Genomic DNA, 19,170 nt, shown 5'->3' with positions numbered 1-19,170 from the left:
ACGCCGATGCTCTAACTTGGCGTATCGAACACTGCGTGTGGCACTTTGAGAATAAACCGCTCGATCGCTTGCGCCGCACCGTCCTCGAGATTGCTGCCGGTGACGACATCGGCTTGGCGCTTGACGGCTTCTTCAGCCTGGCCCATGGCAATCGACAACCCGGCTACATGAAACATCGCCGGGTCGTTGCCACCATCGCCGATGACCGCCGTCTGTGCCAACGGCACACCGAGGTGCGCGGCCAAGGTTTTCAAGGCCTCGCCTTTGTTGGCCTTCATGGCGGTTACATCCAGGTAGATCGGTTGCGAACGCGACACTTGGGCCAAACCCTGCACCTTGGGCTGCAATTGCGCTTCCAGCTCCACCAGCAATTGCGTGTTGCGACTGGCGGCGACGATCTTGTCGACCCGATCCAGGTAAGGTTCGAAACTCTCCACCACCAACGGCCCATACCCCAGGCCAGCGGTTTCAACCGCGACCATCGGCCCAGGCGGATCGCGCCGCAGCCATTCGCCGTCGGCAAACAGCCAGACCTCCACGTCCGGCTCCCCGGAGAACAGCGCCAATGTCACCAGCGCCGCCTCCGCCGGCAGGCGGTGCGCCACCAGCACAGTTCCGTCAGGGTTGACCAGCGTGCCGCCATTGAAGCCCGCCACTGGCACGTCGATGCCAAACGCTTGGATCATCTGCAACATGGCCTTGGGCGGACGCCCGCTCGCAAGGCTGAACAACACGCCGGCTTCACGCAAAGCGCGAACCGTTGAAAGGGTGCGCTGGGTCGGGGTGTGATCCGGACGCAATAAAGTGCCGTCCATATCACTCAACACAAACCGGATGGGATGATTCGTTGGGTCACTCATCCGAGCGAGTGCCAGGCACGGCCATCGCGGGCCAGCAACGCATCGGCCGCTGCCGGGCCATCTTCACCGGCCTTGTAGGCCTGAATCCCGTCGTCTTCCTTCCACGCATCGAGAAACGGCTGCACCGCACGCCAGCCATTTTCGATGTTGTCGGCGCGCTGGAACAGGGTCTGATCGCCGGTCATGCAGTCGTAGATCAAGGTTTCGTAACCCGTCGACGGCTGCATTTCGAAGAAGTCTTCGTAGGCAAACCCCAACTCAATGTTAGCCATGTCCAAGGTCGGCCCTGGCCTTTTCGCCAGCAGGTCGAACCACATGCCTTCGTTGGGCTGGATCTGGATTTTGAGGAAAGTGGGCTTGAGTTCACTCACCTCAGTGTCGCGGAACTGCGCATAGGGTGCTGGCTTGAAGCAGATCACGATCTCGGTATCGCGAATGCTCATGCGCTTGCCGGTGCGCAGGTAGAACGGCACGCCTACCCAGCGCCAGTTGTCGATCATCACTTTCAGGGCGACGAACGTCTCGGTGCTGCTGTCAGGCGCGACATTGGCTTCTTCGCGGTAGCCGGGCACCTGCTTGCCGCCAATCTCACCGGCGGCGTACTGCCCACGCACCGAATTAGCCCGCGCATCCGCTGCGGACCAGGGGCGCACGGCACCGATCACCTTGGCCTTTTCACCCCGCACTGCGTCGGCGCCAAACGCCGCCGGCGGTTCCATTGCGACCATCGCCAACAGTTGGAACAGGTGGTTTGGCACCATGTCGCGCAGGGTCCCGGTTTTTTCGAAGAAATTGCCCCGGGTTTCCACGCCGACGGTTTCGGCGGCGGTGATTTGTACGTGATCGATGTAATGGTTGTTCCAGAACGCTTCGAACAACACGTTGGAGAAACGGCTGATCAGGATGTTCTGTACCGTTTCCTTGCCCAGATAGTGGTCGATGCGATAGATCTGCTTCTCGCTCATCACCTTGAGCAAACAGGCGTTCAAGGCTTCGGCGGTGGCCAGATCGGAACCGAACGGCTTTTCGATCACCACGCGGCGGAAATGATCATCGGTTTCCGTCAGCAGACCGGCACTGCCCAGGCGCTGCACCACTTCACCGAAGAAGCGCGGCGCGGTAGCCAGGTAGAACACCGCATTGCCGGTGCCGCTGTCGGTGATTTTCTTGGCGATGTCGGCGTAGGTGCCGTCGTCGAGGAAATCACCTTCGACGTAGCTGATACCGTTGGCCAACTGCGCCCACAGCTGTGGGTCCAGTGCGTTGTCGGCATTGCCCTTGACCTTGCTCGCGGCTTCGGTGCGAATGAAGTCCTCGAGTTTCTTGGCAAAGTCGGCATCGCTGATAGCGTTGTGATCAACGCCGACAATGCGCAGGCCATTGCCCAGCAGCCCGTCACGACTCAGGTTATACAGCGCTGGCATGAGCAGGCGCTTGACCAGGTCGCCATGGGCGCCAAACAGAAACAGCGTAGTGGGGGGCGCGGGTTCGGCCTTGGATTTCTTGCCGTTGGCGGTCATTTTTTGGAAGTCTCCACGTGACCGCCGAAGCCAAAGCGCATGGCAGACAACATCTTGTCACCGTAGGTGCTCTGCTGGCGCGAGCGGAAACGCGCAAACAACGACGTGGACAACACCGGCACCGGCACGGCTTGTTCCATGGCAGCTTCGATGGTCCAGCGGCCTTCACCGCTGTCGGCAACCGAGCCGGAGTAGCCGTCGAGTTTAGGGTCGGTGGCCAAGGCGTCGGCGGTCAGGTCCAGCAGCCAGGACGACACCACGCTGCCACGGCGCCAGACTTCGGCGATATCGGCAACATTCAGGTCAAAGCGCTGGTCTTCGGCCAGGTTTTCCGAGTTTTTGGTCTTGAGGATGTCAAAGCCTTCGGCAAACGCCTGCATCATCCCGTACTCGATGCCGTTGTGAATCATCTTTACGAAGTGCCCCGAACCCGCAGGGCCGGCATGAATGTAACCGTGCTCGGCGCGGGGGTCTGCGGCGGCGGAGCGGTCCTTGGTACGCGGGATGGAACCCAGGCCCGGCGCCAGGCTGGCGAAGATCGGGTCAAGGCGTTGCACGGTCTCGGTATCGCCACCGATCATCATGCAGTAGCCACGCTCCAGGCCCCATACGCCACCCGAGGTGCCGACGTCGACATAGTGCAGGCCTTTTTCCGACAGGGCCTTGGCGCGACGCACGTCGTCCTTGTAGTTGGTGTTGCCGCCGTCGATGATCACGTCACCGTCGTCCAACAGCTCGCTCAACTCATTGATAGTGTTTTCGGTGGGGTCGCCTGCCGGCAGCATCACCCACACGGCGCGAGGCTTTTGCAGCCCGGCAACCAGCGCCTTCAAATCGGCGACGCCGGTGGCGCCCTCTTCGCTCAGGCCTTTGACAAATGCTTCGTTACGGTCGTAAACAACGGTGGTATGCCCGTTGAGCATCAGGCGCCGCGCAATATTACCGCCCATGCGGCCTAGTCCAATAATCCCCAGTTGCATGTGCTGATGCTCCTAACTACTAAAAAATGTGTGGCATAGTTTATAGCGCAACGAGGCTAATGAGGGTTAGTCCAGAGCGGATCGGTGTAGTTTCATCACAAAAAAGTAGCCAGCATTTCACCATCACTCCCGCAAAAGTCACACGACCACTAAAAATAAAAAAGTTCCATTGATACTGAAAAGAATTCAGAATTGCTTCCGACTGATGCCGAGAATCTTGAATCATGCGTTCTGGCACCGCGATCTACCGGCTATTTGCGAGGTAAGCAATGAGCACAGCACAGATGACCCGCCCGCCACAGACCCTCTACGTCAGCATCCGTCGTGACGAGTTGCGCCAATTGAAGGCCGAACGCGACCAACTGCAACAGGAAGTCTTGCGCCTGCGCTCACACCTGCAAGGCCAGCTGGATCAGCCTTCCAGCCCACAGCCCGCCCTCTGCTGAGTGACGTTGTAAGGTAATCCTTACAAAAAACTCACGAATTTTTCACATTCCCGTCACGATACTCCCGCCCGAAGGGCCGCCTCACACAAGGGCGGCCTCTGTTGCGTGCTTCCCTGCGCATCAGCTGAAAAATTATCGGGTTGGAGCGCTGGATGGCGATGTTCAAACGCAGCACTACGTCTGCGAAAGGTTTTGATTGGGCCGGCTTGGGTTGGCTGTTCCTGTTTTTCTGGTACTTCTCGGGTATTACCCAACTGCTGATTCAACTGACCGGCACTTCCGGCTTCAGTGGCTTTCGCCAAGCCTTCTTCATGAGCGCGCTGTGGTTGGCGCCTATGTTGCTGTTCGCGCGCCATACACGCCTGCTCGCCGCAGTGATTGGTGTGGTGCTGTGGGCTTGCTCCATGGCCAGCCTGGGTTATTTCTTCATCTATCAGCAGGAATTCTCCCAGAGCGTCATCTTCATCATGTTCGAGTCGAACATTTCTGAAGCGGGCGAATACGCCACCCAATATTTCGCCTGGTGGATCGTGCTGGCTTTCATTGCGCACACCGCCTTCGCCATCTTCCTGTGGACGCGCTTGCGCCCGGTTTACCTGCCTCGCGGTCAGTCGATACTGGCCGCGACAGCCATTGTGCTGGCCGTCGTCGGCTACCCGCTGGTCAAGCAGATCGCCACGAGCGAAACCATGGAACTGGCCATCGACCGCTTCGAAACCCGCATCGAGCCAGCTGTACCGTGGCAGATGATCGTCGCCTACCGCCGCTACACCGAGCAACTGGACAACATGCAAGGCATGCTGACCAGCGCCAGCCAGATCCCGCCGTTGAAAAACCTCAAGGACAGCATGGCCGGCCAGCCTTCGACCCTGGTGCTGGTGATCGGCGAGTCCACCAACCGTCAGCGCATGAGCCTCTATGGCTATCCGCGCAGTACCACGCCGGAACTGGACAAATTGCGTGACCAGTTGGCGGTGTTCGACAACGTCATTACCCCTCGCCCCTACACGATTGAAGCGCTGCAACAGGTACTGACCTTCGCCGACGAAGAGAACCCTGACCTCTACCTCAAGACGCCGTCGATTGTCAGCGTGATGAAGCAGGCCGGTTACAAGACCTTCTGGATCACCAACCAGCAGACCATGACCAAGCGCAACACCATGCTCACGACCTTTTCCGAACAGGCCGACGAGCAGGTCTACCTGAACAACAACCGCAACCAGAACGCCCGCCAATACGACGGTGACGTGCTGGCGCCCTTCGCCAAGGCCCTGGCCGACACCGCCGAGCGCAAGCTCATCGTGGTCCACCTGCTGGGCACGCACATGAGCTACCAGTACCGCTATCCGCCAACCTTCGAGAAGTTCACCGATCGCCAGGGCGTTCCGGACGCTATCAGCGATGCGCAGTTGCCGATCTACAACAGCTATGACAACGCGGTGCTGTACAACGACTTCGTGGTATCAAGCCTGATCAAGGACTACGCCAAGACCGACCCCAACGGTTTCCTGCTGTACCTGTCGGACCATGGTGAAGACGTGTTCGACTCCGCAGGCCACAGCACCCTGGGCCGTAACGAAGGCAAGCCGACAGCGCCGATGTACACCATCCCATTCATGGCCTACGCCTCACCGAAATGGCGCGAAAGCCACGACTGGAAATTTGCCGGCGACCTGCAACGGCCCTACAGCAGCTCGCAGCTGATCCACACCTGGGCTGACTTGGCCGGTCTGAGTTTCGATGAGCTGGACCACAGCAAAAGCCTGGTCAGCGACAGCTTCAAACCGCGCCCGTTGTTGATCGGCAACCCCTACGAGCGCCAGCAGAAAGCCCTGATCGACTTCAGCCTGATCAAACCGAAGACGGCCGACACTGCCAACGTGGTGCTCAAGTAAACAGGCTTCGCAACAGAAAGATAACAATCGTTCTCGTTTAAACCTAAAGTTCCGCGCCTCCTTTCGTCTTTGAGCCAAGGCCTTCTCTTACTGAGAAGGCCGCAAAGACGACAAGGAGTCTTCCGCGATGTTCGCGCCCTTTACCCGCTCCATGACCTTTACCCTCAGCCTGTTCAGCCTGGCGCTGAGCCCGGGCCTGCTGGCTGAAACCGACCCCGAACAGATACCGACCCCCACGCTGGAGCTAGGCAGCACCAACATCACCGCCGAAGTCCTGGGTGCCAATACCGAGCACACCGGGGCCTACACGACCGGCTCGATGAGCACCGCTACCCGGCTGAACCTGTCGATCAAGGAAACCCCTCAATCCATTTCGGTGGTCACCCGCCAGCAGATGGACGATTTCAATCTCAATACCCTGACCGACGCCTTGCGCCAGACCACCGGCGTGACGGTTCAGCATCTGGATTCGGACCGGGCCAGTTATTCCTCCAGGGGTTATTCGATCAATAACTTCCAGGTGGATGGCATGCTCAATACGTTCGGGCGCATGAAGTCCGACTCGGACACCATCATCTACGACCGTATCGAAGTAGTACGCGGCGCCACCGGGCTAACGACCGGTGCCGGCGATCCCTCCGCCACCGTCAACATGATCCGCAAACGCCCGACCGCGCAGTGGCAAGCCAAGACCGGCGTCAGCGGCGCAAGCCATGACAACTACTACAGCTACCTGGATGTGGGCGGCCCACTGGCCTTTGACGGACGGCTGCGCGGGCGCACGGTGATGGCTTACCGTGACAGCCAATCCTTTCGCGACAACTACGCGCTGCAACGGGAAGTGGGCTACGGCATTCTGGAAGCCGACCTGACGGAAGACACCGTGGTAGCCGTAGGCTTCGACTACCAGAACAAACACGTACAAGGCACTTCCTGGGGCACCCTGCCCTACTGGAACAGCGACGGTAGCAAGGCCAATCTCTCGCGCTCGGCCAACCTCGCCGCCGACTGGAGTTCCTGGCCACTGAAGGACAAGACCACCTTCGCCTCCATCGACCACAACCTGTCGACGGACTGGCGCCTGAAAGCCGCATACACCCATCGGCAAAGCGATACCGACGGCAAGGTATATTACGGCGGCGCCGGTTTTCCGAATGCAGATGGCAGCGGCATGACGGCCTGGACCAACCAGATGGTTGGCACCTCGAAAATGGATGCGATGGACTTTAACCTGGCGGGTGCCTATTCGCTGTTGGGGCGCGAACATGAGTTGATGGTGGGTTATGGCGAATCCGAGCAGCGCGACACGTCCCCCTTCCAACGTTTTGTAACGCCCCAAGGCTACGAAACCATCGAAGACTGGAAGCACATGGGCGGCATCGGCAAATTCGCCGACCGCACCACCGGCCTCAAGGGTGAACACGGCAGCAAAAAACAGAAGGCCGGCTACCTCGCCACACGTTTGAGCCTGACCGAAAAGTGGCACGCAGTACTGGGCAGCCGATATGGCAGTTGGGAAACAGAAAGCGTCTCTCCCAAATACAACCTCGATAACCAATTGACCGCCTCAACCAAATCCAGCCAGACCCACACGGATATGTGGACACCTTACGCAGGCCTGCTCTACGACCTGACGCCCGAATACACGGTGTACGCCAGCTACACCGATATTTTCAACCCGCAGAACGAGCGAGATGCCAGCAAGAAATATCTCGAACCGGTGGTCGGCAGCAACTATGAAATCGGCCTCAAGGGCGGCCTGCTCAATGAGCGCTTGAACCTGTCCACAGCGTATTTCTGGAGCACCCAGGATAACGTCGCCGAACTCGACAATGCGGCCCCGCCGGACCCGGTCACCCGCGAGCAGTTCTACAAATCCGGCGGCAAAGGCAACAAGGTGCAAGGCTTTGAAGTGGAGGTATCGGGCGAAATCCTGCCGGACTGGAACCTCACGGCGGGCTACACCTACACCCATTCGCTCAACGGCGATAAGCAGCGCAACAACACCGACCAGCCGATGAACATGCTGAAGATGTCGACGGCCTATCGCCTGCCAGGTGCATGGCGCGGCTTGACGGTGGGCGGCGCGGTGAACTGGCAGAGCGACTTCTACGACTTCGCCGATCGGCCGATCGGCGGTCGGGACCAGGATGGCTACCTGCTCACCGAAGCCACCAAGATCAGCCAGCAGGCCTACACCGTGGTCAACCTGATGTCGCGCTACCAGTTCGACGAACATGTTTCGGCTTCGGTTAACGTCAACAACCTGTTCGATAAAAAATATTATGAACGCGTCGGCTTTTATAATGGCGTGTACTGGGGGGACCCTCGCTCGATAAACTTGGCACTGGACTGGAAACTCTAACCACCCTCACCCGAAGTTAACGATATTGTTAACTTTGGGTGTTCCCCACGTTAATGCCCGCTTAATAAGTTACCCGCACAATCGCCCCATGACTCTGATCAAGGACCGAACGGACACCGATCACACTGACTGGGAACACTTTGATGAAACTCTCGACTTTGATGCTTGCTGGCCTGATAACCCTGACCTCCGCGGCCGCTTTCGCAGAAGGCGGATCGGAGCGCTCGAAGGAGTTCTACAACAACTTCACCTTCATGCAGCAGAAAACTCATGGCACCAATGAACAAACAGCGTCCGCCGACGGCAAGACGTTAAAGCGCGATACTGTTGATCAATCAAGTGCAGAGCCACAACCCAAAAGTTAATTTAAGCGTTACTTAATTCGCATTACCCTGTGCCATTTCGCTCCGTTGGCAAAGGTTAACTTGGCGCCATTGAATGGCGCCTTTTTTGCCTGTGACTTATTACAACGGCTTATTCCAAAACAACATACGCCCATGGGCCGGATCAAATACCGAGTCGTCAAAACCGTACTTGCGGTACGCCGCTTGCGCCACAGCATTGCCCTCGAGCACTTCCAAAGTGATCTTGCAGCAGCCACGCTGACGGGCGATTTCCTCGACCTTCTGCAGCATTTTCTGGCTCAGCCCCAGGCCCCGAAACTGATTCATCACGGCCACATCATGGACATTGACCAGCGGGCGGCAGGCGAAGGTGGAAAACCCTTCAAAGCAATTGACCAACCCCGCAGGCTCGCCGCCCACGAATGCCAAGACACTGAACGCATGCGGGCGCTTGGCCAGTTCAGCCGGCAGTTGTTGCAGCAGGTCGGCTGGCAGGCTGTGGCCGCCACCCATAGGGTCTTCAGCGTAATGATTGAGCACCAGGGCGATGGCCTCGGCATGCACAGGATTGGTGTAGCTGGCTTGCAGCACCAGGATGTCAGGGGTGTCCATTTCCTTCCTCGATAACGACAAACAAGGGAATCAGCTCCCTCTGAGGAGGACGATTGTAAGCGTGGAGCAGGCGCTAGATGAAGGAGATTAGCTACAAAAAGCTGCCGGAAAGCGCGAAGGTTATCCGCATCGAAAGCCGCTATAGGCCTTGCACGAGGCTTTTTCCTACACCCCAAAGCGCTGCAATTGCATCTCCTGCAAGCGGCTCAAGGTTCGCCTGAAAGGGAATTCCAGATAGCCTTCGGTATAGAGGCTATCCAACGGCACTTTAGCCTCGATGAACAGTGGCACCTTGCGGTCGTAGCATTCATCCACCAGGGCGATAAAGCGCCGCACGCTGTCATCGTGTACTGACAACTCGGGCAGCTCGCGATCACCGGCCGCCACCCGCTGGACACCGTCCTCGGTGCCTCGGGCGATCCGCCCCGGACGCTTTTGCGCACTCAGGTTGGGGACCTCTCCCAGCAGGATCGCCTTGAAACGATCACACAGCAGCATGAAATCCATCGCCGCCAAAGGTTGCTCGCACAGGTCGGCATACCGGCACCACAGCACCGTGTCGCTGGCCTGCACCGCCACAATGCAGCGATGACCGACACTGACCATCCCATGGCGCACCGCTTGGCCCTCGCTCAATTGCTTGAACACCGCGGCCAGTGCATCCGGTTGATCGACCCAATAGCGCTGCACGCCGACACCCGGGTGCAAGCGATGGTCTTCGCCACCGTCTACCGCAACCACTTGCATGTGCTGCTTGATCGCCGCAATGCCCGGCAGGAAGCGCTCGCGATTGAAGCCGCCGGCATAGAGCTGCTCGGGCGGTTGATTGGACGTGCAAACCATCACCACGCCTTCTTCGAACATCACCTGGAACAAGCGGCCGAGGATGATTGCGTCACCGATGTCATTGACGAACAACTCGTCAAAGCACAGCACGCGCACCTCTTGGGCCAACTCACGGGCCAACGCTTGCAACGGGTCATGGGTGCCGGTGAGCTGGAACGAACGCTGGTGTACCCAGCCCATGAAGTGATGAAAATGTTGGCGCCGCGCCGGCACGCGCAGGCTAAGGTAGAACTGGTCCATCAACCAGGTTTTGCCCCGCCCCACCGGCCCCCAGAGGTAAACCCCGAGGATCGGCGAGCGCCCCTGATGCAAGGCCTGGTGGCAGGCCTGCAGGGCATCCACGGCGCGGCGCTGGGCATCGTCGGCGACGAAGCCCAACTGGGCAGTGGCGTATTGATAAGCAGCGAGAGGCGAGTCGAAAGTCATGCGCGCCATTATGACTTACAAGGAGATATCCAGCCGTGAAATCTTGCCCTGTTCATTCAAGCGAAAGGTATAGCGCAGCTCCAGCGGGCTACCGGGGAAGTTACCGGAAACCACATTGTTGACCAATACCTTGCCGGTACGATGCTGCACGTTAAGCACTTCGACCCTGGGCTGATAACGCTGCGCGGTGTCTTCCATCCAACGTGCGATGGCAGCGGTGCCGACCTGGTGCGTGCCTTCATCGAACACGTTGGCGTCGTCGGCAAAACAGTGGGCGACGGCCGAGGTGTCGCGGGCATTGGTTGCCGCAATATAGGCCGCGATGGCCGGGGCCAGTTCTGCGAGGGACATGTCACAGCTCCTTTGTGGTGATTTATGACGCGATGCTAAACCAAGGCTGTGTCAGTTTTTGTCAGGAGTAAACGGCGAGGATTGCTGCTGCTCCATCAACTTGCGCCAGGCCCGCAGCCAGTCACTGCGGCGTCCCGGATAACGCTCGCCGCGGGCCTCGGCGGCCGCCACGCGGTCGGTGCGAAAGGTACGATACGCGCCGCGCAGTTCGCACCAGGCCACAATCACCCGCACCTCATTGAGAAAGCCCAGCGCCAGGGGCCAGATCAGCCGTTGGCTCTGAGTCTGGCTCGCATCGGCGTAATCGACGTGCAATTTGGCCTGATTGCGAATGGCTTCGCGAAACACATTGAGCGGTACTCGGTTTTCCGGGTAGCCAAACCCTGGCGGGCCAGGTAGCAGCGTCGGGTTGCGCAACGCTTCCTGGGCGGCGGGGTCCAGCACGTCGGCAATTTTCGCCAAGGCATTGGCCGCAGCATGGCTCAAGACGTCGTCGCCACGCTGATCCACATAGCGCAGGCCGAGCACGATGGCTTCGGTTTCCTCGGCGTTGAGCATCAATGGCGGCAGAAACAGCCCGCTGCGCAGCACATACCCTACCCCGGCCTCGCCAAAAATCGGCGCCCCCAGCGCGGTCAATTCGGCGATGTCGCGATACAGCGTGCGCTCGGACACCTCCAACTGTGCCGCCAGCACGGCGGCGGTCACCGGACGTTTCTTGCCCCGCAGGGCCTGGAGCAAAGTCAGTAGACGAGTGGTACGCGACACATTGAGCCCACCGGAAAAGGAAAGTGGCGCAGCTTATCAGAGCACCCTGTCAGAAAATGTCAGCAGCAGCTCGGCCGCCAATTATCCGGGGCGAAAAAAAACGGCCTGCCGGCCGTTTTTTTTATTACGGGGTTTACGCAAGGCTCTTGCTGACCACCTCGAACACATCGCTCGACAGCTCACCGCAGCCACGAATACGCTCCAGCTCCGCCTTCATCAGCGCCTGCCGCGCGCTGTCGTATTTGCGCCAGCGGGTCAACGGCGCCAACTGGCGCGAGGCGATCTGCGGGTTGAAGCCGTTCAACTGAATCACCAGGTCCGCCAGGAAGCGATAGCCCGAACCGTCCGCAGCGTGGAAGTTGATCAGGTTCTGCCCGGCAAACGCGCCCACCAGCGCGCGCACTTTGTTCGGGTTCTTGATAGTGAACGCCGGATGCTCCATCAACGCCTTGACCCGTGCCAGCCCGCCCGGCAACACGCTGCCGGCCTGCACGCTGAACCACTGGTCCATGACCAGCGGGTTGTCCTTGAAGTTTTCGGCAAACGTCGCCAGGGCCTTGGCTTTTTCCGCCTCGAACGGCGAATTCACCAACACGGCCAATGCGGTCAGGCGTTCGGTCATGTTGTCGCTGGTGTCGAACTGGTCCAACGTTGCCGCCAGCACTTGCGGCTTGCCGCTGAGCATCAGGTACGACAGCGCAATGTTCTGCAAGGCACGCCGGGCAAAGTGTTCGGCAGCCGCCACATACGGGGTTTGCTTGGAGAGTTCGCGGTTGGCCCGGTAACGCAGCCACAAGCCTTCAAACAGGTGGTCGGCCAGTTGCTTGCGGGCAAACTCGCGAGCGGTGTGAATGGCGTCGACATCGGCCACTTCACTGATTTCCGTCAGGTAGGCTTCGCCTGGCAGCGAGAGCATTTCCGCGACCATCGCCTGGTCCAGGCTTTCATCGCTCAATACCGTGCGCAATGCGTCGATCAGGCGCTGATCCAGCTTCAGCGGCTGACCCGCTTGATACTGGCCAATCAGCTCCTGCAACACCTGCACCGACAGTTGCTGGCCGGCATCCCAGCGATTGAAGCCGTCGCTGTCGTGCTGCATCAGAAACATCAGCTGATCACGGGTGTATGGGAAGCTCAGTTTGACCGGCGCCGAGAAACCGCGCAGCAGCGAAGGCAGTGGTTGTTCGACGATATCGACGAAGGTGAAGGTCTGCTCGGCCTCGGTCACCGAAATCACCCGGGACGTGCCGACAGCGCTTGCCTCACCGACCAGGCGCAACGCGATAGCGGCGCCCTTGGCGTCCAGCAGGCCCAATGCCACTGGCATCACGAACGGCAGTTTTTCCACCTTGTCCGGTGTTTCCGGGCAGCTCTGGCGGAAAGTCAGGCTGTAGGTTTTGGCCGCCGCATCGTAGGACTCGCTCACCGCCAAGCGCGGCGTACCAGCCTGACTGTACCACCGCTTGAACTGGCTGAGGTCGGCGCCGTTGGCGTCTTCCATGGCCTTGATGAAGTCGTCGCAGGTCACGGCCTGACCGTCATGGCGTTCGAAATAAAGGTCGCTGCCTTTGCGGAAGCCTTCGGCGCCGAGCAAGGTGTGGATCATACCGACCACTTCCGAGCCCTTTTCGTACACGGTCAGGGTGTAGAAGTTGGAAATTTCGATAAAGCTATCCGGGCGCACGGCGTGGGCCATGGGGCCGGCGTCTTCGGCGAACTGGTGAGTGCGCAGGTATGCCACATCCTGGATGCGTTTGACCGTGGCCGAGTTCATGTCCGCAGAGAAGCACGAGTCGCGGAACACGGTGAAACCTTCCTTGAGCGACAGTTGGAACCAGTCGCGACAGGTCACGCGGTTGCCCGACCAGTTGTGGAAGTACTCATGGGCGACGATCGCCTCGACCCGCTGGTGTGCGGCGTCGGTGGCGGTTTCGGCGCGGGCCAGCACGGCGCTGGAGTTGAAGATATTGAGGCCTTTGTTCTCCATGGCGCCCATGTTGAAGTCGTTGACGGCGACGATCATGAAGATGTCGAGGTCGTACTCCCGGCCGTAGGTCTCTTCATCCCAGCGCATGGATTTTTTCAAGCTGATCATGGCGTGCGGGCACTTGTCGATATTTTCCGGCTCGACATAGATACGCAGTGCCACGGTACGGCTGGTCATGGTGGTGAAGCTGTCTTCGACACACCACAAATCACCGGCCACCAGCGCGAACAGGTACGCCGGCTTCTTGAACGGGTCTTCCCAAGTGGCCCAGTGACGGCCGTCTTCGCCAGGACCACTGGCAATCGGGTTGCCGTTGGACAGCAGCACCGGGTAGCTGTGTTGCTCGGCGATCACAGTGGTGGTGAAGGTACTCATCACGTCCGGACGGTCGAGGTAGTAAGTGATCTTGCGGAACCCTTCGGCCTCGCACTGCGTGCAGAACATGCCGCCGGACTTGTACAAGCCTTCGAGGGCGGTGTTGGTTTCCGGGTGGATCTTGACAGTAGTATCGAGGGTGAAGGCCTCACTCGTGGGCTGCACGGTCAGGTGGCTGTCGGTCAACTGATAGTCAGCGTCCGTCAATTCCTGGTCAGCCAGGTTCACGCTCAACAGCTCGAGCTGCTGGCCGTCCAGCACCAACGGCGGTAAGCCGGCGCCACGCTCGGGGTTGCGGCGCATCACCAACTGCGCGTGGACCAGGCTGTGGTCCTCGAACAACTCGAAGGTCAGGTGCGTCTCGTCGATCAGGTAGTCCGGCGCCTGATAGTCCTTCAGGTAAATCATCTTCGGTTGTTCGGTGCGCATGGGTGGCATCCTTTTACTGATGCACGGCAAGCTGGTAGGCCGTGTACTTACGAATATTGATGACGCCGGTGTCGAAGATCAGGTATTGGCCCTTGATCCCCAGCAACGTGCCTTCGGCAATCGGGTTCTTGTCCAGGTTGAAACTGACGATCTTGGTCGGATATTGCTCAATCGGGTAACGGATTTCGATCGGTTCAATGTCGGCAATCGTTTGGATGGCTTGCAGGCCAAAGCGTTCCTGCAAACTCACCAGGCCGTCGGCGCAAGACGCAAACAGCTCATCGCGCACCTGCTTGAGGTCGACCGATTGCGCATCGCCCTTGAGCAAGGCACGCCAGTTGGTCTTGTCGGCCACCTGGCTGCGGAACAGGTCTTCGACGAAACCGGACTGCTGGCGCGTGGACACACGCACGATCGGCAGCGCCTGGCTGGCGCCCTGATCCAGCCAACGCGTCGGCAATTGGGTGGCGCGGGTGATGCCGACCTTGATGCCCGACGAATTGGCCAGGTAAACCACATGGTCGGTCATGCAGAACTGCTCGCCCCACGCCGGATCACGGCAGGTGCCGGCGGCGTAATGACAACGCTCGGGGCTCATGATGCACAGGTCGCACTGGGCCAGTTTGGTCATGCACGGGTAGCAATAACCCTGGCTGAAGCTGGTCTTGGTCTTGCGGCCGCAATGGCTGCAATGGATCGCACCGAGGTATTCCAGGCGCACATGGGTGCCGATCAAGGGGTTGACCGGCACCTCGGTATCGCCCAGACGAAACGCGTATTGAACAGTCGGCTCACCGAGTTGCGCCGACATTTTGCTGACTGCACCGCGACCAATTTCAATCAATGGATCGCATCCGACTTAAACAGGATGTTCGGCACGGTGGTCGACTTAGACTGGCATTCCTGCGGGCCCATGTAACCGGTGCGCTGGTCTTCCGGCACGTTCTGGATTTCCCAGGCGATCATCGCTTGCAACGACAGCTCACGCTGTTCGGCGGTGAGCTTGCGGCCGTCGGACCATTTGCCGATTTCGACGGCGAGCTTGAGGCTCTCGTAGATGTCCGGGGTGATGTTTTCGATCATTTCAGCAAAAGAGGACATTCAGGCTCTTCCTTAACGAATAGTGGATTTGCGACGACTGTACAAACCGCCCAACAAGCCGGTCAGGCAACCGATGGCCAGGCCGCCGACATGGGCCGCGTTGGCGATTTCGCCGAAACCGATCATCGAGACCAGCCCCGACAGGCACAGCAACAACCACACCAGCATCATCACCAGTACCCCACGGGGCAGGCGATAGGCCGGGTTGGGCGAGAGGAGTTGATAGATCCAGCAGTGTCCCAGCAGCCCATACAACACGCCGGACAAGCCACCAAACAGGCCCGGGCCGCCATAGGTGTATTGAGCGAAGTTGGAGGCCAGGCTGAACAACAGCGTCAGGCCCAGCAGGTTGATACTGCCCTGGCGCGCTTCAATGCGTCGCCCCAGCTCCCAGTACCACATGCCATTCATGGCCAGGTGCAGGATGCCGAAGTGGATCAGCATCGGCGTGACCAGCCGCCACCACTGGCCCGAGGCCAATGTATCGGCCAGCGGCGTGAACTGGATGTACTCACCCATCACCCTGAACTGCAGGAAGGTCAGCCAGCTCATGGCTTGCAGGTTTTCACCGAGCAAGGTCACCGCGCCGACGATCAGGCTCGCCAGCAGCACCAGCGCCGTCACCGGGCTGTGGCGTACTTGCTGAACAAAACTTGGGCGCGTGACCGGCGCCTGCTCGGGAATATCCAGTTGCTGGTCCGGATCGCCGGCCGGAAAACGTTGATACAAGACGCGCACGTCGTCACTGATGGTCGCGGGCACCCACAACACCTGCTCGCCCGCTTCTTCACTGACGCGATGGGGCACCTGCATGCGTTGCAGCAGTTTGACGAAGCCACCCAGGTCGACGCTCAGCGGCAAGCGTAATACGGGCACGGCACTCATGTAATTACCTCGGGTCGCTCAACGTCGACCCATACGAATTTATGCGGATCGAGGCGGGTTTCCTGATCCAGTCGATACGCCACCAGCTTGCCGTACAGCACCGCGCTGTAGTCCAGGCAGGCCAGGTTCGGACGGATCGGCGCAGGTTTGCCGCTGCGCCAGTAATGCCCGACGAACAGCACAGGCTCGTCGACGCCGTAGCGCAGCAGGGAGTTCTTTTCAGAAGACGACAACGGTGTCCGCGCCACGGGCTCCGGCAACGCGTCGGGCTGGAACACGATGTCGCCGTAGGTTTTTGGGTCTTCTTCCCAGAACTTGGTGCGAAAGAACGAACGCGTCAGGCCATCGCCGCCGGTCAAGGTCAAACCGTCCGGCAGACGCATGTCGGTGCCGCGCAGCAGGCGATCAAAGGCATTGCAGGCGAAACTGCCCGGTACGGCGGCGGCCTGCAGGAAATGCTGATCGATGCAGCCGTCGGGAAAAGTCGCGCGCAGCGGCTGGATAAACCCGTCATCCCAGCACGCATGCACCACGCGGAAACGTCCGGCGTCGACAAACAGCGGCATGTCATAGAACCAGCCAAGGAAGTCGTGCCAGTCGCCCGGGTGATGCTCGAATTGGGTCAAGGTCTCGTGGATCAACCGCTCGTGCCGTGGCGTGTGTTCGCGCACGAACTGCTTGCCGCTGCCCGGCGGCGCGGGCGTGGCCCAGCCCAGGGCATTGAACTCGTGGTTGCCCATGATGCATAACGCCTGCCCGGCCTCGGCCATGTCATGGACGATGTGCAGCGCCTCGCGAATCCGCGGGCCACGGTCGATGATGTCGCCGAGGAACACCGCCATGCGCGACGGATGACACCAGGTGCCAGCGTGCTTGTGGTAGCCCAACTGGTCGAGCAAGTGCTCAAGCGTATGGGCGCAACCGTGCACATCGCCAATCAGGTCGTAGCTACGCGCGGGATCGAGCATCAGTCGCCTCCACCCCCCAAGCGGCTGCCCCAGCCCAACTTGGTGCGGCACACTTCGTAGTAGTTGTGGTCCAGCGGATGGATCAGCCGCAGCTTCTGCGCCTTTTTACTCACGGTGATGGTGTCGCCGGGGGCGCAGGTGAAGTGGTTCTGCCCGTCACAGGAGACTTGCGGGTAAATCTGCATGTCTTTGGAAACCACGATTTTCAGCTCACTGTTGCCGTCGACCACGATAGGCCTGCTGGACAACATATGGGGGTACATCGGCACAATCACAATGGCATCAAGCTTGGGGTGCATGATCGGTCCACCCGCCGACAGCGCATAGGCGGTAGAGCCGGTGGGCGTGGCGACGATCAGGCCATCGGCCTTTTGGCTGCACACGAACTGGCCGTCGATATACAACTCGAATTCGATCATCCGCGTGGATTTGCCGGGGTGCAGCACCACATCGTTGAGGGCATCGCCCTGGCCAATGGCTTCGCCGTGGCGACGCACTTCGGCCTGCAGCAGGAAACGGTTCTCCACCAGGTAATGGCCGTCGAGCACCTTGGCCACTTCAACTTCCAGCTCATCGGGACGAATATCGGTCAGGAACCCCAGGCTGCCACGGTTAATCCCCAACACCGGCACGTTATGCCGCGCCAGCGCCCGGGCGGCGCAGATGGCGCGGTTGACCGAGCATGAAGTGCTGGAAGCACTGGCCAGGAGCAAAACCGCGCGCTTGCTCAAGGTGGGGTTGTCGGAGCTGATGAGGTTGCGCAAGGCCTAGAGGGCGATGCAATTCAAATGTGGGAGGGGGCAAGCCCACTCGCACATTTGATCTGTGTTGATCCTCTCTAGCCAGCAACCACGCGGTTTTTGCCCAGGCGCTTGGCCTCGTACATGGCGGCGTCCGCGCGGCCGAACAGGCTGTTCAAGGTCGAGTCTTGCTCGTTGAGGCTGGCCAGCCCCTGGCTGACCGTCACGGTAAACGCATGGCCGTCATAGCTGAAGCTCAACGCCTGGATTTCCTTGCCAAGCCGTTCTGCGACTTGCAGGGCCGTATCCGGCGCGCAACCGGGGAGTACGGCGGCGAACTCTTCGCCGCCAATGCGCCCGAACAAGTCGCCACGGCGTAATACGCTACGACCGCTCTCGGCGATGCGCCGCAACACCTGATCGCCCTCCAGGTGGCCGTAGGTGTCGTTGACGTCCTTGAAGTCATCGATGTCCAGCAGCAGGAACGCCAGCGGCGAAGCCTGGGCGCAGGCACTGTCGAAGGCCTGGTTGGCGCATTCGAAAAAGTGCCGGCGGTTGCTGCTCTGGGTCAGCGCATCGGTGGTGGCCAGACGGTGCAGCTCCAGCTCCATTTGTTTCTTGTCGGTGATGTCCTCGGCCATGCCGACCACAATCAACGGTTCACCCGGCTCGACCTGCTGGTTGATATAGCACTTGTCGCTGAGCCAGCGAATCTGCCCGTCGGCCGTGATGATGCGGTACTCGCGGTCTTCCACGGCGCCTTGCTCCAGCACGCGGGCCAGGCTGTGTTCGGCGTAGTCGAGGTCTTCGGGATGAATGCTGTTGCGCCATTCCCGGTGGTCGGCCAGCAGCAGGCCGGCTGAACGGCCGAACACCCGCTCATACGCCGGGCTCACATACAGCACGCGCCGCGACTCCCAGTCGATGGCCCATAGCACCGCACTCACGCTGACCAGCAGTGAACTCAGTAATTGTTCACGCTCACTCAGCCGCTCGACCTCGCCCTGGGCGTGCATCAACGCCAGCAAGTTCGCTGCGGTAGGGGGGCGTGGGGTTTCAGCGGTCGGGGGATCGAGTAGGTGAGTCTTTTTTTGGACCATCGGCACAACTCTCTCTGGGCGCGCCGCAGGGTTCAGCAGCGGTCACAACAAGGGGCCGCCATGATGGCGAAGTGTTGTTTGAGAGGGGTGAATTGCGTCTAAGTTCCGTCATCGGGGGCGATTTTGACGGATTAAGGGGTGTCTGGAGAATGGCGTCAAAAAAGTGATCGCG

General features: G+C 59.8%; 17 protein-coding genes and 1 pseudogene. 4 read left to right on the top strand and 14 right to left on the bottom strand.

What is annotated here, in order from left to right; translation table 11 throughout:
- Positions 1-11: 11 nt before the first annotated feature.
- Genes L9Z73_RS01150 through gnd form a run of 3 tightly spaced genes read right to left on the bottom strand, consistent with a single transcriptional unit; the run spans position 12 to position 3,360 of the window.
- Positions 12-860: an HAD family hydrolase gene (locus L9Z73_RS01150; protein WP_247395750.1), complete on the bottom strand. Its 849-nt coding sequence runs from the start codon at positions 858-860 to the stop codon at positions 12-14.
- The gene (gene zwf, locus L9Z73_RS01145; RefSeq protein ID WP_247395748.1) at positions 857-2,380 is read right to left on the bottom strand and encodes a glucose-6-phosphate dehydrogenase; all 1,524 of its coding nucleotides are present in this window, start codon (positions 2,378-2,380) and stop codon (positions 857-859) included. The genes L9Z73_RS01150 and zwf overlap by 4 nt, the downstream gene beginning before the upstream one ends.
- Positions 2,377-3,360 carry a phosphogluconate dehydrogenase (NAD(+)-dependent, decarboxylating) gene (gene gnd, locus L9Z73_RS01140; RefSeq protein WP_247395746.1) on the bottom strand — a complete coding sequence of 328 codons (984 nt, stop codon included), beginning with the start codon at positions 3,358-3,360 and terminating at the stop codon, positions 2,377-2,379. Before gnd ends, zwf begins: the two co-directional genes overlap by 4 nt.
- A 269-nt stretch (positions 3,361-3,629) precedes the next feature.
- Here gnd and L9Z73_RS01135 point away from each other — a divergent pair, with 269 nt between their 5' ends.
- The 4 genes from L9Z73_RS01135 to L9Z73_RS01120 all read left to right on the top strand — a co-directional run bounded on the left by L9Z73_RS01135 (position 3,630) and on the right by L9Z73_RS01120 (position 8,431).
- The gene (locus tag L9Z73_RS01135) at positions 3,630-3,806 is read left to right on the top strand and encodes a DUF6026 family protein (RefSeq protein WP_282598482.1); all 177 of its coding nucleotides are present in this window, start codon (positions 3,630-3,632) and stop codon (positions 3,804-3,806) included.
- 152 nt (positions 3,807-3,958) lie between these two features.
- Positions 3,959-5,701 (top strand): phosphoethanolamine transferase CptA, encoded by a 1,743-nt coding sequence (locus L9Z73_RS01130; protein ID WP_247395744.1) that lies wholly within the window; start codon positions 3,959-3,961, stop codon positions 5,699-5,701.
- Positions 5,702-5,828: 127 nt separating this feature from the next.
- On the top strand, positions 5,829-8,066 hold the full coding sequence (locus L9Z73_RS01125; RefSeq protein WP_247395742.1) for a TonB-dependent siderophore receptor: 2,238 nt from the start codon (positions 5,829-5,831) through the stop codon (positions 8,064-8,066).
- Between the two features lie 143 nt (positions 8,067-8,209).
- Positions 8,210-8,431, top strand: a complete 222-nt coding sequence (locus L9Z73_RS01120; protein ID WP_247395740.1) for a hypothetical protein — start codon at positions 8,210-8,212, stop codon at positions 8,429-8,431.
- Positions 8,432-8,530: 99 nt separating this feature from the next.
- Here L9Z73_RS01120 and L9Z73_RS01115 read toward each other — a convergent pair whose 3' ends face one another.
- The 11 genes and pseudogenes from L9Z73_RS01115 to L9Z73_RS01065 form a co-directional block, all read right to left on the bottom strand.
- A complete protein-coding gene (locus L9Z73_RS01115; protein WP_247395738.1) occupies positions 8,531-9,022 on the bottom strand; it encodes a GNAT family N-acetyltransferase in 492 nt (163 codons plus the stop codon).
- 165 nt (positions 9,023-9,187) lie between these two features.
- Positions 9,188-10,294 (bottom strand): cell division protein ZapE, encoded by a 1,107-nt coding sequence (gene zapE, locus L9Z73_RS01110; protein ID WP_247395763.1) that lies wholly within the window; start codon positions 10,292-10,294, stop codon positions 9,188-9,190.
- Between the two features lie 15 nt (positions 10,295-10,309).
- Positions 10,310-10,645, bottom strand: a complete 336-nt coding sequence (locus tag L9Z73_RS01105) for a nuclear transport factor 2 family protein (RefSeq protein WP_247395736.1) — start codon at positions 10,643-10,645, stop codon at positions 10,310-10,312.
- Positions 10,646-10,696: 51 nt separating this feature from the next.
- Positions 10,697-11,413, bottom strand: coding sequence for a helix-turn-helix transcriptional regulator (locus tag L9Z73_RS01100; RefSeq protein ID WP_247395734.1), 717 nt, complete (start codon positions 11,411-11,413; stop codon positions 10,697-10,699).
- 133 nt (positions 11,414-11,546) lie between these two features.
- Positions 11,547-14,204: an aminopeptidase N gene (pepN, locus tag L9Z73_RS01095; RefSeq protein ID WP_247395732.1), complete on the bottom strand. Its 2,658-nt coding sequence runs from the start codon at positions 14,202-14,204 to the stop codon at positions 11,547-11,549.
- Between the two features lie 13 nt (positions 14,205-14,217).
- Positions 14,218-15,048, bottom strand: coding sequence for a DUF2797 domain-containing protein (locus L9Z73_RS01090; protein ID WP_247395731.1), 831 nt, complete (start codon positions 15,046-15,048; stop codon positions 14,218-14,220).
- The gene (locus L9Z73_RS01085) at positions 15,045-15,305 is read right to left on the bottom strand and encodes a YeaC family protein (RefSeq protein WP_247395729.1); all 261 of its coding nucleotides are present in this window, start codon (positions 15,303-15,305) and stop codon (positions 15,045-15,047) included. The genes L9Z73_RS01090 and L9Z73_RS01085 overlap by 4 nt, the downstream gene beginning before the upstream one ends.
- Before the next feature lie 12 nt (positions 15,306-15,317).
- Positions 15,318-16,190 (bottom strand): rhomboid family intramembrane serine protease, encoded by an 873-nt coding sequence (locus L9Z73_RS01080; RefSeq protein ID WP_247395728.1) that lies wholly within the window; start codon positions 16,188-16,190, stop codon positions 15,318-15,320.
- The gene (locus tag L9Z73_RS01075) at positions 16,187-17,158 is read right to left on the bottom strand and encodes a metallophosphoesterase (protein WP_247395727.1); all 972 of its coding nucleotides are present in this window, start codon (positions 17,156-17,158) and stop codon (positions 16,187-16,189) included. The genes L9Z73_RS01080 and L9Z73_RS01075 overlap by 4 nt, the downstream gene beginning before the upstream one ends.
- A pseudogene (locus L9Z73_RS01070) lies at positions 17,158-17,817 on the bottom strand (NAD(+) kinase); the annotation flags it as partial. The gene L9Z73_RS01075 and the pseudogene L9Z73_RS01070, both read right to left, overlap by 1 nt.
- 179 nt (positions 17,818-17,996) lie before the next feature.
- Complete coding sequence (locus L9Z73_RS01065; RefSeq protein ID WP_247395726.1) at positions 17,997-18,998, bottom strand: GGDEF domain-containing protein; 1,002 nt, start codon at positions 18,996-18,998, stop codon at positions 17,997-17,999.
- Positions 18,999-19,170: the final 172 nt, after the last annotated feature.

The sequence above is a fragment of the Pseudomonas emilianonis genome, from assembly GCF_023072625.1.
In the GTDB taxonomy this organism is placed as follows: domain Bacteria; phylum Pseudomonadota; class Gammaproteobacteria; order Pseudomonadales; family Pseudomonadaceae; genus Aquipseudomonas; species Aquipseudomonas paraveronii.
This window is presented reverse-complemented; position numbering and strand designations above follow the sequence as displayed.

Excerpts from the sequence above, each read along its gene's own strand:
- zwf (WP_247395748.1), bottom strand. The coding sequence starts at position 2,380 with ATGACCGCCAACGGCAAGAAATCCAAGGCCGAACCCGCGCCCCCCACT.
- L9Z73_RS01120 (WP_247395740.1), top strand. The coding sequence starts at position 8,210 with ATGAAACTCTCGACTTTGATGCTTGCTGGCCTGATAACCCTGACCTCC.
- L9Z73_RS01150 (WP_247395750.1), bottom strand. The coding sequence starts at position 860 with ATGAGTGACCCAACGAATCATCCCATCCGGTTTGTGTTGAGTGATATG.
- L9Z73_RS01085 (WP_247395729.1), bottom strand. The coding sequence starts at position 15,305 with ATGTCCTCTTTTGCTGAAATGATCGAAAACATCACCCCGGACATCTAC.
- pepN (WP_247395732.1), bottom strand. The coding sequence starts at position 14,204 with ATGCGCACCGAACAACCGAAGATGATTTACCTGAAGGACTATCAGGCG.
- L9Z73_RS01115 (WP_247395738.1), bottom strand. The coding sequence starts at position 9,022 with ATGGACACCCCTGACATCCTGGTGCTGCAAGCCAGCTACACCAATCCT.
- gnd (WP_247395746.1), bottom strand. The coding sequence starts at position 3,360 with ATGCAACTGGGGATTATTGGACTAGGCCGCATGGGCGGTAATATTGCG.
- L9Z73_RS01135 (WP_282598482.1), top strand. The coding sequence starts at position 3,630 with ATGAGCACAGCACAGATGACCCGCCCGCCACAGACCCTCTACGTCAGC.
- L9Z73_RS01105 (WP_247395736.1), bottom strand. The coding sequence starts at position 10,645 with ATGTCCCTCGCAGAACTGGCCCCGGCCATCGCGGCCTATATTGCGGCA.
- L9Z73_RS01080 (WP_247395728.1), bottom strand. The coding sequence starts at position 16,190 with ATGAGTGCCGTGCCCGTATTACGCTTGCCGCTGAGCGTCGACCTGGGT.
- L9Z73_RS01130 (WP_247395744.1), top strand. The coding sequence starts at position 3,959 with ATGGCGATGTTCAAACGCAGCACTACGTCTGCGAAAGGTTTTGATTGG.
- L9Z73_RS01075 (WP_247395727.1), bottom strand. The coding sequence starts at position 17,158 with ATGCTCGATCCCGCGCGTAGCTACGACCTGATTGGCGATGTGCACGGT.
- L9Z73_RS01125 (WP_247395742.1), top strand. The coding sequence starts at position 5,829 with ATGTTCGCGCCCTTTACCCGCTCCATGACCTTTACCCTCAGCCTGTTC.
- zapE (WP_247395763.1), bottom strand. The coding sequence starts at position 10,294 with ATGACTTTCGACTCGCCTCTCGCTGCTTATCAATACGCCACTGCCCAG.
- L9Z73_RS01065 (WP_247395726.1), bottom strand. The coding sequence starts at position 18,998 with ATGGTCCAAAAAAAGACTCACCTACTCGATCCCCCGACCGCTGAAACC.